The organism is Sporosarcina pasadenensis (genome assembly GCF_047228845.1).
Lineage (GTDB): Bacteria > Bacillota > Bacilli > Bacillales_A > Planococcaceae > Sporosarcina.
The window spans coordinates 1-14503 of the sequence record NZ_JBFEGM010000019.1 but is presented as its reverse complement, the minus strand read 5'-3'; the positions used below and the strand labels follow the sequence as shown (position 1 = coordinate 14503).

The window sequence follows — 14503 nt, the reverse complement described above, 5'->3', positions numbered from 1 at the left end:
GATGCCAGCCCAGTTATTACTGAATCTGTTCATCGCGTTTTTATGGATGACGTTGATGGATGAAGATGAATTGAAATTCACGACTTTCTTCGCCGGCTTCCTTGTCGGAATCGGAATCATCTTTTTCATGCATCGCTTTTTCGGCACCCAATTTTATTTGCGCCGTTTGTTTTATTCTATTAAGTTGCTTTTCATTTTCATTTCGGAATTGACCCAGTCAAGTATCGTCGTTTTACGGCAGATTTTAAGCCCGAGATTGAATATAAAACCAGGCATCTTTAAATATGAAACCGTTTTGAAGAGCGATGTGGAAGTGACGATGTTGTCCCTTCTTCTCACGTTGACTCCCGGATCTGTCGTCATGGAAGTGTCGCCTGAAGGCAATACGCTTTATATTCATGCGATGGACGTTGAGCAGTCGCGGGCCGGTTTGATTAAACAACTGAAGAACTTTGAGAAAGCGATTATGGAGGTGACACGATGATTGAAACGATGATAACGATATCGCTTGTCCTCTTTTCGATTACCATCTCCATCGCTGTCATCCGGATCATCCTCGGCCCCTCCATGCCAGATCGTGTCATTGCACTTGATATGATCGGGGTCAACTTGATTGCGATGATTGCTGTTGTTTCGATCATGATGAAAACAAAAGCGTTTTTGGAAGTCATATTGATTTTAGGGATTCTTTCATTCATCGGGACAATCGCCTTTTCGAAATCAATTGAAAGGGGTGCCATCGTTGAGCGTAAACGAGATCGGTGAATTCATAGGAGCTTTGCTCATTTTGACTGGTGGGATTGCGAGTGTCATTAGTGTGTTCGGACTCATTCGTTTGCCCGATGTATATACGAGGTCGCACGCCGCGACGAAGAGCTCGACTCTTGCGGTGTTGCTGACGCTTTCCGGCACTTTTTTATATTTTCTTTTCCGCGAGCAATTCGTTAGTGTACGGGTTCTGCTCGGTATCGTTTTCGTCTTTCTTACCGCTCCGGTGGCAGGTCATCTGATTGTCCGGGCAGCGTATCGGTCGAAGGTGAAACTGGCGGATATTTCGACGGAAGATGAGTTATATGAAGTGTTATATTCGAATGAAAACAAAAATGACGGTTCTAGCGAAAAAAGCTAGACCGTCATTTTTTCGTTTTGGATCAATTCGTTTCTTCCGCCGCCACTTTCTTCAATGCTTCCGTGAATGCCTCGACTGGCTGAGCCCCCGAAATGGCGTATTTGCGGTTGATGACGAAGAACGGCACGCCTCTCACTCCGATTTGCCCAGCCTCTTCGATATCCTTTTTCACGTCTTCGGCAAACTCATCAGATTGAAGTACTTGTTGCACTCGATCGGCCGACAGACCGGCCTCCTCGGCAATTGCCAACAACGTATCTTCATTGTCGACAGCTTCCCCATTTACGAAATGACCTTGCAATAGGCGCTCTGATGCCGCCTCCCCCTTGCCTTCCGTTTCGGCGAGCTTAGCGAGACGGTGCGCATTGAATGTGTTCGCCCCTATCATGCTTTCGACATCAAAGTTCAGTCCGACTGTTTTAGCCTGATCTGCAACATTGTCCAACATCTTCTTCGCTTCATCCAAGCTCATGCCATACTTCTTCGCTAGGTCTTCCGGTACAGACCTTCCTGCTCCTACAGGCGTATTCGGATCTAATTGGAACGCCTTGAACACCACTTCCGTGTCGTCTTCCAAGTTCATTGCCTTCAATGCTTCTTCCAATCTCCGTTTCCCGATATAACAAAACGGGCAAACATAATCTGACCATATTTCAATTTTCACGATCCATGACCACCTTTCATCTCCCATTTTAGATTTCATTCAAAATGGCAACAATGAATATGCCTGCTGCTATTGTTATCGAAGATTAATTGGAGGGCTGAATATGTACAATTCACTATGGCTAAAGACCGCTTATCCGCGGGATTCCTACCCCGCTTTGGACAAAGATCTATCATGCGATGTTTGCATTATCGGAGGAGGCTTGAGCGGAATTGCGAACGCTTATTTTCTCGCCAAGGAAGGGAAAGACGTCATCCTGCTGGAGAAAGATGAAATTCTGTGCGGTGCAACAGGCAATTCAACAGGAAAATTGACGACGCAACATGACATCGTCTATGCAAACTTGATCAAACAGTTTGGACGAGACAATGCAAGAACCTATTATGATGTTAACCGGCAAGCTGTCCTGTTCGGAAGTTCTTTCGCTGAAGGAGATGAACTGAGGAACGCGGATTCCATCCTTTTTTCACAAACTAAGTATGGGACTGAATTGCTTCAAGATGAAAAGCGAGCATACGATGACATTGGTATTGTAGGAGAGTTGGGCAGGAATAGCGAACTTCCTTTGAAAACGGAAGCGACCTTGACGATGAGAGACGAAACACAGATCCATCCTGTCCGCTTCGGCCAGCATTTGGCGAAGATGGCCGTTAAAGCAGGAGCCCGGATTTTCGAGAAATCGGATGTACGGCTGATGGACTTAAAAAAACGACTGCTCTATACGCAGTCAGAAAACGAAATTCAATTCAATGAACTTGTCCTTTGTACACATTATCCAATAGAAGCGATAAGAGGATTGCAAATCTTAAAATTGATTGTCAGCCGATCCTATATCGTCTCAGCGCCGGCCAATATGCCGTTGACCGGCCAATATATTTCGGTCGATAATCCGAAACGTTCTGTAAGGACGGCATATATTGACGGGAAAACACATTTTCTCTTATCCGGGGAAGGGCATCAAGCAGGGATGGAGAAAGAGACGCAAGTACATTATGAAACATTGTCCTCCGAATTGAGGAATGTTTATCAGCTCGACGCAATGAATTACGGCTGGTCCGCACAAGACCCTCAGACGCCAGACCTTATTCCTTATGCAGGCTGCATTTCCTCAAGCATGCCATATGTTTATTTGAATACCGGGTTCAGAAAATGGGGACTCACCAATTCACTCGTCAGTGCACGGATTATTAGCGACCAGATTGTCGGACGGCAAAACAAAGCGGCTTCCCTCTATGCTCCCGATCGAACAGGCTTCGGTTCATTCCTCGTCCAAGCTTTGAAGAACACGGGACTTGTACTGAGAGAATTCACAGGCGGGCATATTTCCAGGACCAACTCCCCTATTTGCACACATATGGGATGCAGAACGCGGTGGAACGAAGCCGATCAGACTTGGGACTGTCCATGCCACGGATCCCGTTTCCGAAAGGATGGCTCCGTCCTTGAAGGCCCCGCAACAAAGCCGTTAGATTTGGGATAGGCGCTTCCCTTGTTTTCCGGTATACTGTCCAAAAGGAGTGACTCATATGTCCTTGCGGAAAATCATACGGAAGCAGGAAACAGTTGACGACCATTACCCGTTTAATCTCGATATCATCCGGAATTTCGAATCACTTTCCCTTGAATCGCCCGTTACGATCATTGCGGGCGACAATGGAAGCGGGAAGACGACACTTCTCGAAGGGATTGCGGCGGCAGCGGGCAGCATCCTGATCAGCGGCGAGCATATGGAAAGGGACCATTCCCTCTCCCCCGCTTTCGATTTGACGGATGACTTGAAACTCGTCTGGGATGTAAAGACGAAAAATGGATTCTTTTTCAGGGCTTCCGATTTTATTACGTATACGCGGAGCATTGCGATCATCCGCGAAGAAGCCCGAGCGAAAGCGGAGGAAATCAAACGGCGCGATCCTTACAGCCTAGAAATCCTTCCTTATGCTAGGACATATAATGAGTTGCACAATTTATACGGGGATGGGCTCGAGAAAAGGTCCCATGGAGAAAGTTTTTTTGACTTGTTCCAAGCTAGATTCCGCCCCGGCGGCTTTTACATACTCGATGAGCCCGAGGCGCCTTTATCACCGCAAAACCAATTGTCGCTCCTCGCGATGATTCACGACATGACGAAAGATGGCGCCAAATTTCTCATCTCGACGCATTCCCCTATCTTCATGGCGTATCCTGATGCGGACTTGTACGAAATCCAGGATGGCGAGCTTGTCCGTTGCACGTTCGAGGAAATGACCCACGTCCAGCTGACACGGGATTTCCTGAACGCCCCGGACCGTTATTTACGGCATTTATTTGAATGAAAAAGAAGCGGAGGGAGTATGCTCACCTTCCGCTTCTTATTTGTTTTTACTAACTATTACTTCAATGCTTCTGTCAATACAGGCACGATTTGTTTCTTTCTTGAAACGACACCTTTGAAGATAGTTGTATTGTTCGTCAATGGGACGTTGAATGCGGCACAAGCGCGCTCAGCTGCTTTACCGAGAGCAATGACGGTCGAATCATTGTTCAGGATGTCCGTAACAACGAACAGGAACAGATCCAATCCTTTTTCTTCGATGATGCTGTTCAACAGAACTTCCACTTCGGCTTGGCGGCTCATGACGTCATTAACTTCAATCGCGTTCACTTGTGCGATTTCAATTTTCGCGTCTCCGATCGTGAATTCCTTCGCATCAAGCGAGACAAGTTCCTCAAGCGATTTTCCGCTCAAATCTGCGCCAGCCTTCAGCATTTCAAGGCCGTACGTTTGCGCATCCACATCCGCAATGGCAGCCAATTCTTCAGCTGCTACGCGATCCTCTTCCGTGAACGTTGGAGATTTAAATAGCAGTGAATCGGAAATGATAGCAGAAAGCATAAGCCCCGCAATGTCTTTAGGAATTTCAACGCCATTTTCCTTATAAAGCTTTTTCAAGATTGTCGCTGTGCAGCCTACCGGTTCTGCGCGGTAATAGAGCGGATCCGCCGTCTGGAAGTTCGCGATCCGGTGATGATCCACAACTTCGATGACTTGTACTTCATCCAGATCATCTACGCTCTGCTGCTTTTCATTATGGTCGACAAGGATGACTTGCTGTGCTTCCGGCGCAGCCTTTTCAATCAATCGTGGAGCTTCAAAGCCAAATTGGCCTAGCGCGAAAGCTGTTTCACCTGAAATGGAACCAAGCCGTACTGCTTCTGCATCCATCCCAAGTTGTTGTTTCAAATAAGCATAGCTGATCGCCGACGTAATCGAATCGGTGTCAGGGTTTTTATGTCCAAATACTAATACTTTTCCCATCGTAATCCTCCTACAGGTCTATTCCTATTTATTCTATCACAAAGGTTTGTCGAACAAAATTGCAGCAAGCTCATCTTTATTTACTAGAAAATCTGCAATCGTATACTTGTCCAGCACTGCCAAATATGCGGCAAGCGCTTCGTGCAATGCACCTTTCAACTTGCATGCAGACGATAGGATACATTGATTGCCATCCTCACGGAAACATTCGACGAGATAAAAATCATCCTCCGTTTTTCGTATGAGCTCTCCTACATTTATTTCTTCCGGTTTCACGTTCAAGCGTATTCCGCCTCCGCGACCGCGAACCGTTTCGATAAGTCCCATCTTCCCTAATTCATGGACCACTTTCGTCAGATGGTTTTTCGAGATTTGGTATCGATCCGAAATTTCCTGGATGGTCGATAGCTCTCCGACTTCCTTTGTGCCTAAGTACATGAGTACACGCAATGAAAAATCTGTATATAATGTTAACCGCATAATTCCACCGCCATTCACCAACCTATTATAAGCGATTATGTCGGTATCGTGAAAGAAATGTGTCTAAAATTTTACATCAACATCAAAGATGCATTTTAAATATATCTTTAACGAAAATAATTGTTTATAGTGGAATTAACAAAACAAGAAAGGTTGTGCACCTTATGTTATCCCAAAAAACAATTGATATCGTAAAATCGACAGTTCCCGTTCTTGAACAACATGGTAAAGCAATTACAACAGTCTTTTATAAAAACTTGTTCGCCGCTCATCCAGAGCTTTTGAATATTTTCAACCACGCAAACCAATCGAAAGGTCGTCAACAAACAGCACTTGCCAATGCGGTATACGCAGCAGCGGCAAACATCGACAATCTCGGAGCCATCATCCCGGCAGTCGTCCAAATTGCTCATAAACACCGTTCATTGGGAATTGAAAAAGAACATTATCCGATTGTAGGCTATCATCTCCTCGGTGCGATCAAAGAAGTACTTGGTGACGCGGCAACCCCTGAAATCATCGCAGCTTGGGGTGAAGCATACGGAGTCATCGCTGACGCATTCATCGGCATTGAGCAAGACATGTATGACAAAGCCGAAGAAGCTAAAGGCGGCTGGAGAACATTCAAAGACTTCGTCATCGTCGACAAAGTCCCGGAAAGCGACGTCATTACATCCTTCTACTTGAAACCGGCGGACGGCGAACAGCTGCCTATGTATGAACCTGGCCAATACATTACAGTACGCTTCCAAATTCCTGGCGACGAGTATATGTTGAACCGTCAATACAGCTTGACTCAAGCTCCAGGAAAAGACACATTCCGGATCTCAGTCAAACGGGAAGATGAATGTGTTCCGAATGGCAAGGCTTCCGTCCACCTTCATCGCAACGTGAACATCGGCGATAAAATCGAAGTGAGCGCACCGGCAGGAGATTTCTATTTAGATATGGAAAGCACTTCGCCTGTCGCATTGATCAGCGGAGGTGTCGGCATTACGCCAATGATGGCGATGTATGAAACGATTGCAAATGCTACACCTGAACGATCTGTTGCATTCCTTCATTCAGCACGTACGCGCAAGCACCAGGCGTTCGACGAAGTTTTGCGCAGCATGACCAAATCACTTCCAAATTCAACATACGAAGTGCTTTATTCCGAAGAAGGCGACGGGTTAATCACCAGTGAATTCCTTGCGAAACATGTAGCGGAAGGCAGCGACGTTTACGTCTGCGGACCAACCCCATTCATGCAAGCTGTCATCTCCGCATTGCACCAAATCGGATTCCCAGAAGAAAAAATCCACTTCGAATTCTTCGGACCGAAGGAAGAGCTAGAACTGCAACACGTATAATACAACAAAAAAACGCGGTTCCCTGTCACGGGAGCCGCGTTTTTCTTATCGTTTAACCTTCTCAGGCAACCTGAATGACGAGATAATCAAAATACCCGAAAGCAGTAATCCTAAATAACCGATCAATGGATAGAAATGAGCGACAAGGTTTTTGAACCCTAAGAAACTTAGCCCAAATCCGACCAGTAAAGTAATTAACACAAACATCTTGAAGTTCTTCGTACCGATTTTAACAAAACGGGCCCCAAATGCATAGAACATACTGACAGCTGTATTGAAAATCATTCCGTACAAGACGAAAGCCATGAATATCGCAAGAACCGGAGAAATTTCATTGATGATTGCCAGCATCGGCAAATTTGAATCCGCTACGACATCCACCTTGGAGAAGATCGCCAAATGACTTAGCAAAATTAGAATACCTAATCCTAAACCACCGACCAATCCACCAAGTGCAGCGGTCTTTTCATCCTTTTCCGCTCCACCCATTACCAATGACATGGATGCGCCAACCGCAATATTAAACGAAACGTAGTTCACGGCAGACATAAACCAGTTCGGCAATGTCGTCTTCACATCATTCGCAATCGGATCAAGCACTGCAAACGACGTATCCATCGTCACTAAGCAATAGATTGAAACTCCGACGACAGCAATAATGAGAAATGGAGTAATACTACCGATAACCGCTACGACTTTATCAACATTCAATAGGATAGTTATGAACACAAGCACAACCATCAGCAGGCTTCCGACGAATGGAGGGACGCCAAATTGCTGCTCTAGATTTGAACCGGCTCCCGCTACCATGACGGTACCTACGCCAAATAATGTAAAAATAATGATATAGTCAATGATTGTTCCTAAGAAACGGCCGCTGATCTTATAAATAACTTCTTTATGGGATGTCGTACGCAACCGGCTGCCGAGCCTCGTCAATACCATGCCGATATACGCGAATAAAGCAGTAGAGACAATTGCAGCAGCAATCCCCATCATTCCGAAGCTAGTGAAATACTGCAAAATCTCCTGACCTGAAGCAAAACCGGCGCCGACGATAATTCCTATGAAAGCGCTTCCCATTTTCATAATTTTTTTCATGTTGTTTCCCCCTTGGTGTCCCCGAAAAAAACCGGTCATCTACTAAATAATCCGAATTTTCAACGTGAATTAACTTGTCCCGTTTCAATTTAACATGCTATTCACTTCATTTCAACATAATATTTTTTCTTTATTTTTACATTCGTCTATGAACAAAAAAAGGGCCGTCCCTATTACGGAACGACCCTGTTTCATTATTTTTCCAGTAATTTTTCCGACTCTCGAATGAACGCCGGCAAATCGTCTGGCGTCCGGCTCGTCACCAACTGATTTTGGCATACGACTACTTCTTTATCCGCATAGTTGGCGCCTGCATATTCCATATCGACTTTAATGGACTTATAGCCAGTCGCATCGCGGCCTTCCAAAGTCTTCGCCGTCAGCAACAGCTGAGGTCCATGGCAAATGGCGAAAACCGGCTTTTTATCATCCATGAACTTCTTCGTGAATTGGACGAATCGGTCATCCGCCCGCAGCTGGTCCGGAGAAAAACCTCCTGGGATGAACAGAGCATCGAAGTCGTCAGCCAAGGCATCGTCAATCCCGACGTCAATTTTGACCGTAGACTCCCCTTGCTTGCCCTTTACTTCCTTGCCGGCTTCCTTCTCGATCGTGATGACTTCATGTCCCGCTTCTTCGAACGCCTTTGCGGGCTCCGTGTACTCCGAGTCTTCGAATAGATTCGTGATAACTGTAGCAATTCTAGCCATTCAATCATCCACCCTTTCAATTATCGTAGCCTTATTACTATTCCACACTGTAGAGCTACTAAACTTAAGGGCGGTACTTTGAGACATAAGGATTATCCTTTTCAAAAAATCTCCATGGATAATGGACGGCTTCCCCCGACTTGCCGATTCCTACACGGGGACCCGTTTCGATTTCGCTTGCCCCCGGTCCTTCGGCTATGAATAGCGGCTCGTCCGCCCAATGATGTCCATAATACTTCATCGTCACACCGAGCGCTTTCGACAACTTCCCAGGCCCATTCGTCCAATCCTTCATCTTCAAATGCGGACCGCGGTTGTCCTGCATCAACTCAAGCCCTTCAACCGGTTCTGCCGCACGGATAAGAACAGCATGCGGGGTTCCAATCGGGCCACTGACGACATTCATTAACGTATGTGTGTGCATTTGATACGTATACACAAGCCCTGGCGCACCGAACATGATATCCGTCCGTTTCGTCCGTCGGTTCCCGAAACTGTGGGCTGCACGATCCTCAGGTCCATGGTACGCTTCCGTCTCCACAATCCTCGCAGCAATCACCCCGTCCGGATGCTCATGCACAATATATTGTCCGACAAGATTCCGGGCAAGCTCCAGCACATGCGGTTCAAAAAATGATTTATCAATCGGCTCGTACATCTTCATCCTCCATCCGTGCAGATTTTCTATCTTTACAGTGATTTTGTAATCACTAATTTCCTGTACATCGCGGAGATTTCCGGGTTCTTTTTTTCCCACTCTTTATTTCTAGGCATGGGGATCTTGAATTGCTTCTCCATCTCCTTCATTAATCCGACCAGCAGCATATCTCTCTTTGGCCGGTCTGCAAAGATGATTTCCTCATATTCTCTTTGATAATCCGCCAGCGATTTCTTTGCTGCCATTTCAATTTTCCTCCAACTATTTCACTCAATTATATAAAAAGCCTCTTTCACATACTCATTGTCCCCATGAATGATACAACTTGATACGTTCAAGACAATCCTTGCCCTTCCGCAAACTCCCGATAGAGCGGATGGGACCTAATTAACTCTTCATGCGTGCCGATCCCCGTAATACGTCCTGCTTCCAGGAAGATGAGCTGGTCCGCGTCGATCACCGTCGACAACCGGTGCGCAATGATGAGTGTCGTACGCCCTTCCATCAGCCGCTGGAGAGCTTCCTGTACATGCGTTTCCGATCCACTGTCCAAGTTCGAAGTCGCTTCATCGAGCAGCAAAATCTCCGGGTCATGCAATAACGCCCTCGCAATCGCAATTCGTTGTCGTTGACCGCCCGACAGCTTCATTCCCCTCTCCCCGACAAGCGTCTCAAAGCCATCCGCCATCTCCTCGATGAAATGGAGTGCATTCGCCGCCTCGGCAGCCTTCCGCACTTCTTCGAGTGATGGGCGCTCTTCCAAACCGTACGCGATATTATCCAAGATTGTTCCGCTTAACAATGGACTTTCCTGCGACACATAGCCGATCCGTTTCCGCCAATCGGACAATGCGATATCCGCAATCGGCGTGCCTCCTACCGTTATGACACCCGCCGTCGGCAAATAAAAACGTTCGATCAAAGAAAAGATCGTCGTCTTTCCTCCGCCGCTCGGTCCGACAAACGCGGTGACCGTTCCGGGTTTTGCTTGGAATGAAATCCCGTCCAAAATTCCCTTTCCACTTTCATACGAAAAGCTTACCGATTCAAACTGGATACATCCATCCGGAACAATAGCGACGCCTTCCGCCTGCTCGCTGTCCATGCCTAAAATCTGCTGGATCCGCTCAGTTGCACCGACCGCCTTCTGGAAAATCGTAAACACTTGTGCCATCTGCGCAAACGGCATAATGATCTGGAACATGAGAAAAATGATTGCGACAAGCGTTCCCGCAGACAACACGCCCTTCGAAACTTGCGCACCGCCATAACCTAAAATGACGACCAAAATACTCATCATCACAAGCGTCATGACCGGCGAAATGATCGCCTGAATCCTCGCTTCCTTAAGTCCGAATGAAAACAGCGATTGGATCGCCTTATCACCTTTTGCGCCTTCATTCGGCTCCGCCCGGTACGCCTTCACCAACCGGATATCGCCAAGCACCCGGCCGAGATGACCCGAAAATTTCGCCATCTCCCCTTGTGTCGCCTTCGCAATTTTATGCATAATCCTGCCGAGCGGAAAAATGATTGCCATGCTGACAGGAATGCTGATCAACATGATCAACGTCATCTTCCAATCCAAATACAAAAGAATCGCAACCGCTCCGATAATCGAAATGATACCCGTAATGAACGACACGAGATGATCCGAAACCAATTGCTTCAGCATCGTCGTATCCTGGGTGATCCGGCTCATCGTTTCACCGGTTTCATTCTCATCGTAATAGGCAACAGGAAGCCGCAGCACCTTGCCCCATATTTTGCTTCGCAAGTCGGCAACAATCGTTTCACCAATGAACGCTAGTAAGTAATATGAAACGCCACCCAACACAGCCTGTAGAATGAAAACAGTAAATAGGAACACGGCCGTTCTCCAATCAAAAGATGCCTCCGTCAATGAATCGACGAGTTCCCTCGTCACTAACGGAACCGCCAAGCTCGCCGCTGTTGAAAATAAAGCAAGGAGAAGCGCAATTGCCGTCTTCCCCTTCGGCCACTTCAGCTGGCGCAATAAACCGATAAATTCCTTCATCGATCCTTTCGTTTTCAATTCACTTTCCATCCACTCACCCTCTTCTTTCTTCAAATACGCATAATTTTATCCAAACGCGCATAAACGCCCACAAAAACGCATAAATTGTTCCAATCACTCATAATAAGAAAAACTCACGCATAAATCCCTCTAAATGCTCATAAACGCTGACAAATGCGCATAAACGATAAAAACTACCAGCCTTATCTATCTACTAAGAGTACATAACCATCTTTCCACTTCCCGCGCCGATCTCATAATAAGCACTTCCGCCTCACAGCGCTCAAGCATTTGCAAGACGCCTGGACGCTTCTTCTTCGGATACGTCCATATGAACTTCACAAACTCCCAATCGACTTTCTCCGGACAACCTTCCGCCATATCCGGCCGCGTCTTCCCCCGATACATCCATCTGCGCTTGAAAATCCTGGACAGGCATAGCCAGTTCGGGAAATCGAGGAAGATGACGAGATCAGCATATTGAGCCCGCATCTCAATCGTGGAGTTGAAATTTCCATCGATGATCCATGCGGGCTTTTCAAGTTCGTTCTGAAGTTTTTCCCGAAATATAGGCTTAGGGGTCGGCACCCATCCTTCATTCCAAAAAAGGGCGTCCAAATGAAGAACCGGCAATTGCAGCCTGTCCGCAAGCTCGATCGATAATGTCGATTTTCCTGCGCCACTGCACCCGATAATGAGAATCCGATTATATGTCTTTTCATTCATTCCTCAAATCCTCCAAGAACTGGCCAATCTTCAGCCAATCCGCGTCCAAATCCGGTCTATGGGATGGTCGATAAAAGATGGCCGCCGGGTGGAATGTCGGCACGATTCGGTATACTTCATCTGTCCATTCGAACGTCGTGCTATCGAAATCGGGCAGAAACCGGACCGGTCGCTCTAACAACTGTCCATGCAGCTCCGTCACTTTCGCATCTTTGCCGAGCAACCTCTGTAAGCCGACATTCCCGAGCGCCACAATCAGCTTTGGCTCGATATTTGCAATCTCATAATCAAGTACTGGGGCATGCGCTAAAATCTCTTTCGTCGTCGGAGGCCGATTGTACTTCCGCTTCGTCATCGTGCCGTCCCGCTCCCGCTTCTCGCCCCATTTGTATGGCCTGCTGCGGACCGTACTCGTTATATAGACGTCTTCTCGCGTCAATCCGATCGAATCGAGCGACTTCATCAATTCCTTGCCGGCCCTGCCGATGAAAGGGATTCCGTCCACGGCCTCGAATTCCCCAGGCGCTTCGCCGATCAACATCAGTTCAGGCTTCTGTGGTCCCTCTCCGTAGACAAACCCCTCTACAGGAAATCCCTTAATCCTCTCCTTGCCAATATCCGCAATCGATTCTGGTATCCGAAACATCGACACACCCCCTTTCATCCTTGCAGTAACATTATTGTTTCATCTATGAACGCTTTTCCGTCACCTTGTTTAATCTTGTCAATTCCTTGTTCTATGCGATCATATCGAAATGCGCGAATAATTGCCAATAGGTGCGGGATCATCTCCATTTCGCGATCAGACAATGGTCTTTCCAATGTATAGGCATCTATGTATGCTTCGTATCGTTCTACAGGTGTTTCATTTCCTTCGAAGTCATAATGCCATGCCAAGAAAACAGCAACGCCTATGCACTCATTGATCAGAACTTCATCCCCTGCGATAAAGTAATCGAAAACGGCGGAAATTTTATCTCGTTGGAATAAAAGATTATAAGGACAGAAATCCCCTTGAACCGGTCCTATCGGAAGCGAATTCCACACTTCTTTTAATTGTGATCTTCTACTTTGATACAGTTCTTTTACCGTGGTCAGCTCCTTACTAAACATTCCCTGTTCTTCAATCGTTTGAACAAAATCCAAGTAGTTTAATTCATTTTCATCATAATCTCCAAGCGCATCGGTTTCATTCCCGCCGAACATGCCCCAACTCGTTCCTACTCCGAAGCGAAAATCCGTTGTTGAAGAGATGGCATGCTGTTTGCCGAGCAATTTTCCAATCTCCCTAATATGTGACAATCGGAGGCGTTTAACCTCCTCCCCATCCCCCTTTTTTTCTAGAATAAATAGCAAATCACCATGCTCAACGTAACGATTTCCCTTCATCGTTTTTTCGGGCACGATGAACGGCATTCCCGCCTTGCTCATAATGATTGTAAGTTTGATGACGTTCTCAATAAATGAAGCAGGCTGCTTTTCACCTATTAGAAAATATGTGCAATCGCCCACTTTAACTTCTGCAACAATTCTATCTTTGTCCCTCAAAATTTCATGCCGTGTAACAGGCTCTGTAAAATAATGTTGAATAACTTCGAAGATCAATTCATCCACCTCCAACGATGTATTGCTCCAAAGCCCGTTCTACGCTCGTCGCAAAGCTTGCGCCCGCTCCCCAATCGAAGCGGAAGAATACGCCCTCAGAGCTGCCTGCCGCGACGACATGGACGCGCGTTGCCCCTTCGAAGTTGTCGATTGTCGCCGTAACGGACGCGCGATTATTGGAGCGCATATAATATTTCTCCATAATCAATACATGTACTTCCGACGAACCGGCTGTCCTCATATAATGATCCACCAACGTACCACTAATGCTCCCCCGGATGATTTCCGATTGGATGATAGACGCCGCTTCCCCTGGCGAAATCGACACGTTGAAGTTCTTGATTGACATATCAACCTCTCCTCTCATTATGTCTAAATACGTATAGAACTGAATGGAAGTTTCAATTTGTTGAAACTTCAGAGAGAGGAGGGTGGTATTGGGCGCGGGATGCCTCATTTTGGGCGCGGAACACCTCACTTTGGGCGAGGGACACTCTCACTTTGATCGCGGGATTCCTCACTTTGGGCGCGGGACGCCTCACTTTGGGCGCGGAGCACCTCGCTTTGGGCGAGGGACACCTCTCTTTGGGCGCGGGACACCTCTCTTTGGGCGCCGGGACACCTCTCTTTGGGCGCGGGACACCTCTCTTTGGGCGCGGGACGCCTCACTTTGGGCGCGGGACACCTCTCTTTGGGCGCGGGACACCTCTCTTTGGGCGCGGGACACCTCTCTTTGGGCGCGGGA

Annotated in this window: 18 protein-coding genes; 6 read left to right on the top strand and 12 right to left on the bottom strand. The window is 47.0% G+C overall.

From position 1 onward, the window contains the following. The first annotated feature begins 1 nt into the window (after position 1). Genes AB1K89_RS17285 through AB1K89_RS17275 form a run of 3 tightly spaced genes read left to right on the top strand, consistent with a single transcriptional unit; the run spans position 2 to position 1129 of the window. Complete coding sequence (locus AB1K89_RS17285; protein ID WP_413055941.1) at positions 2–484, top strand: Na+/H+ antiporter subunit E; 483 nt, start codon at positions 2–4, stop codon at positions 482–484. Then, the gene (locus AB1K89_RS17280; RefSeq protein ID WP_413055940.1) at positions 481–765 is read left to right on the top strand and encodes a Na(+)/H(+) antiporter subunit F1; all 285 of its coding nucleotides are present in this window, start codon (positions 481–483) and stop codon (positions 763–765) included. Before AB1K89_RS17285 ends, AB1K89_RS17280 begins: the two co-directional genes overlap by 4 nt. Next, positions 743–1129, top strand: a complete 387-nt coding sequence (locus tag AB1K89_RS17275) for a Na+/H+ antiporter subunit G (RefSeq protein ID WP_413055939.1) — start codon at positions 743–745, stop codon at positions 1127–1129. The genes AB1K89_RS17280 and AB1K89_RS17275 overlap by 23 nt, the downstream gene beginning before the upstream one ends. A 22-nt stretch (positions 1130–1151) precedes the next feature. Here the strand turns inward: AB1K89_RS17275 and AB1K89_RS17270 are convergent, their stop codons facing one another. Continuing rightward, a complete protein-coding gene (locus AB1K89_RS17270; protein WP_413055938.1) occupies positions 1152–1793 on the bottom strand; it encodes a DsbA family oxidoreductase in 642 nt (213 codons plus the stop codon). Positions 1794–1896: 103 nt separating this feature from the next. On the opposite strand from AB1K89_RS17270, the gene AB1K89_RS17265 reads away from it, so the two are divergent. Both AB1K89_RS17265 and AB1K89_RS17260 read left to right on the top strand, forming a co-directional pair. Continuing rightward, complete coding sequence (locus tag AB1K89_RS17265) at positions 1897–3273, top strand: FAD-dependent oxidoreductase (protein ID WP_413055937.1); 1377 nt, start codon at positions 1897–1899, stop codon at positions 3271–3273. Between the two features lie 46 nt (positions 3274–3319). After that, positions 3320–4105 carry an AAA family ATPase gene (locus AB1K89_RS17260; protein ID WP_413055936.1) on the top strand — a complete coding sequence of 262 codons (786 nt, stop codon included), beginning with the start codon at positions 3320–3322 and terminating at the stop codon, positions 4103–4105. Between the two features lie 56 nt (positions 4106–4161). On the opposite strand, the gene AB1K89_RS17255 is transcribed toward AB1K89_RS17260, so the two are convergent. Together AB1K89_RS17255 and AB1K89_RS17250 are read right to left on the bottom strand one after the other, a co-directional pair. Next, complete coding sequence (locus AB1K89_RS17255; RefSeq protein WP_413055935.1) at positions 4162–5088, bottom strand: manganese-dependent inorganic pyrophosphatase; 927 nt, start codon at positions 5086–5088, stop codon at positions 4162–4164. A 36-nt stretch (positions 5089–5124) separates the two neighbouring features. Further along, on the bottom strand, positions 5125–5568 hold the full coding sequence (locus tag AB1K89_RS17250; RefSeq protein ID WP_413055934.1) for an RrF2 family transcriptional regulator: 444 nt from the start codon (positions 5566–5568) through the stop codon (positions 5125–5127). Positions 5569–5732: 164 nt separating this feature from the next. Here AB1K89_RS17250 and hmpA point away from each other — a divergent pair, with 164 nt between their 5' ends. Further along, complete coding sequence (hmpA, locus tag AB1K89_RS17245) at positions 5733–6920, top strand: NO-inducible flavohemoprotein (protein ID WP_413055933.1); 1188 nt, start codon at positions 5733–5735, stop codon at positions 6918–6920. A gap of 45 nt (positions 6921–6965) precedes the next feature. Here the strand turns inward: hmpA and AB1K89_RS17240 are convergent, their stop codons facing one another. The 9 genes from AB1K89_RS17240 to AB1K89_RS17200 form a co-directional block, all read right to left on the bottom strand. Further along, positions 6966–8021 carry a YkvI family membrane protein gene (locus tag AB1K89_RS17240; RefSeq protein ID WP_413055932.1) on the bottom strand — a complete coding sequence of 352 codons (1056 nt, stop codon included), beginning with the start codon at positions 8019–8021 and terminating at the stop codon, positions 6966–6968. Between the two features lie 194 nt (positions 8022–8215). Further along, entirely contained in the window at positions 8216–8731 is a 516-nt protein-coding gene (locus AB1K89_RS17235) for a type 1 glutamine amidotransferase domain-containing protein (RefSeq protein WP_413055931.1), read from the bottom strand. Positions 8732–8795: 64 nt separating this feature from the next. Continuing rightward, positions 8796–9389, bottom strand: a complete 594-nt coding sequence (locus AB1K89_RS17230; protein ID WP_413055930.1) for a DNA-3-methyladenine glycosylase — start codon at positions 9387–9389, stop codon at positions 8796–8798. A gap of 32 nt (positions 9390–9421) precedes the next feature. Further along, entirely contained in the window at positions 9422–9634 is a 213-nt protein-coding gene (locus AB1K89_RS17225; protein WP_413055929.1) for a hypothetical protein, read from the bottom strand. Between the two features lie 89 nt (positions 9635–9723). Then, on the bottom strand, positions 9724–11457 hold the full coding sequence (locus AB1K89_RS17220; RefSeq protein ID WP_413055928.1) for an ABC transporter ATP-binding protein: 1734 nt from the start codon (positions 11455–11457) through the stop codon (positions 9724–9726). Positions 11458–11634: 177 nt separating this feature from the next. After that, on the bottom strand, positions 11635–12153 hold the full coding sequence (locus AB1K89_RS17215) for an AAA family ATPase (RefSeq protein WP_413055927.1): 519 nt from the start codon (positions 12151–12153) through the stop codon (positions 11635–11637). After that, complete coding sequence (locus tag AB1K89_RS17210) at positions 12146–12799, bottom strand: uracil-DNA glycosylase (protein ID WP_413055926.1); 654 nt, start codon at positions 12797–12799, stop codon at positions 12146–12148. Before AB1K89_RS17210 ends, AB1K89_RS17215 begins: the two co-directional genes overlap by 8 nt. Positions 12800–12813: 14 nt before the next feature. Next, positions 12814–13758 carry a phosphotransferase enzyme family protein gene (locus AB1K89_RS17205; protein ID WP_413055925.1) on the bottom strand — a complete coding sequence of 315 codons (945 nt, stop codon included), beginning with the start codon at positions 13756–13758 and terminating at the stop codon, positions 12814–12816. A gap of 1 nt (position 13759) precedes the next feature. Further along, entirely contained in the window at positions 13760–14107 is a 348-nt protein-coding gene (locus AB1K89_RS17200; RefSeq protein ID WP_413055924.1) for a DUF6054 family protein, read from the bottom strand. Positions 14108–14503 lie beyond the last annotated feature (396 nt).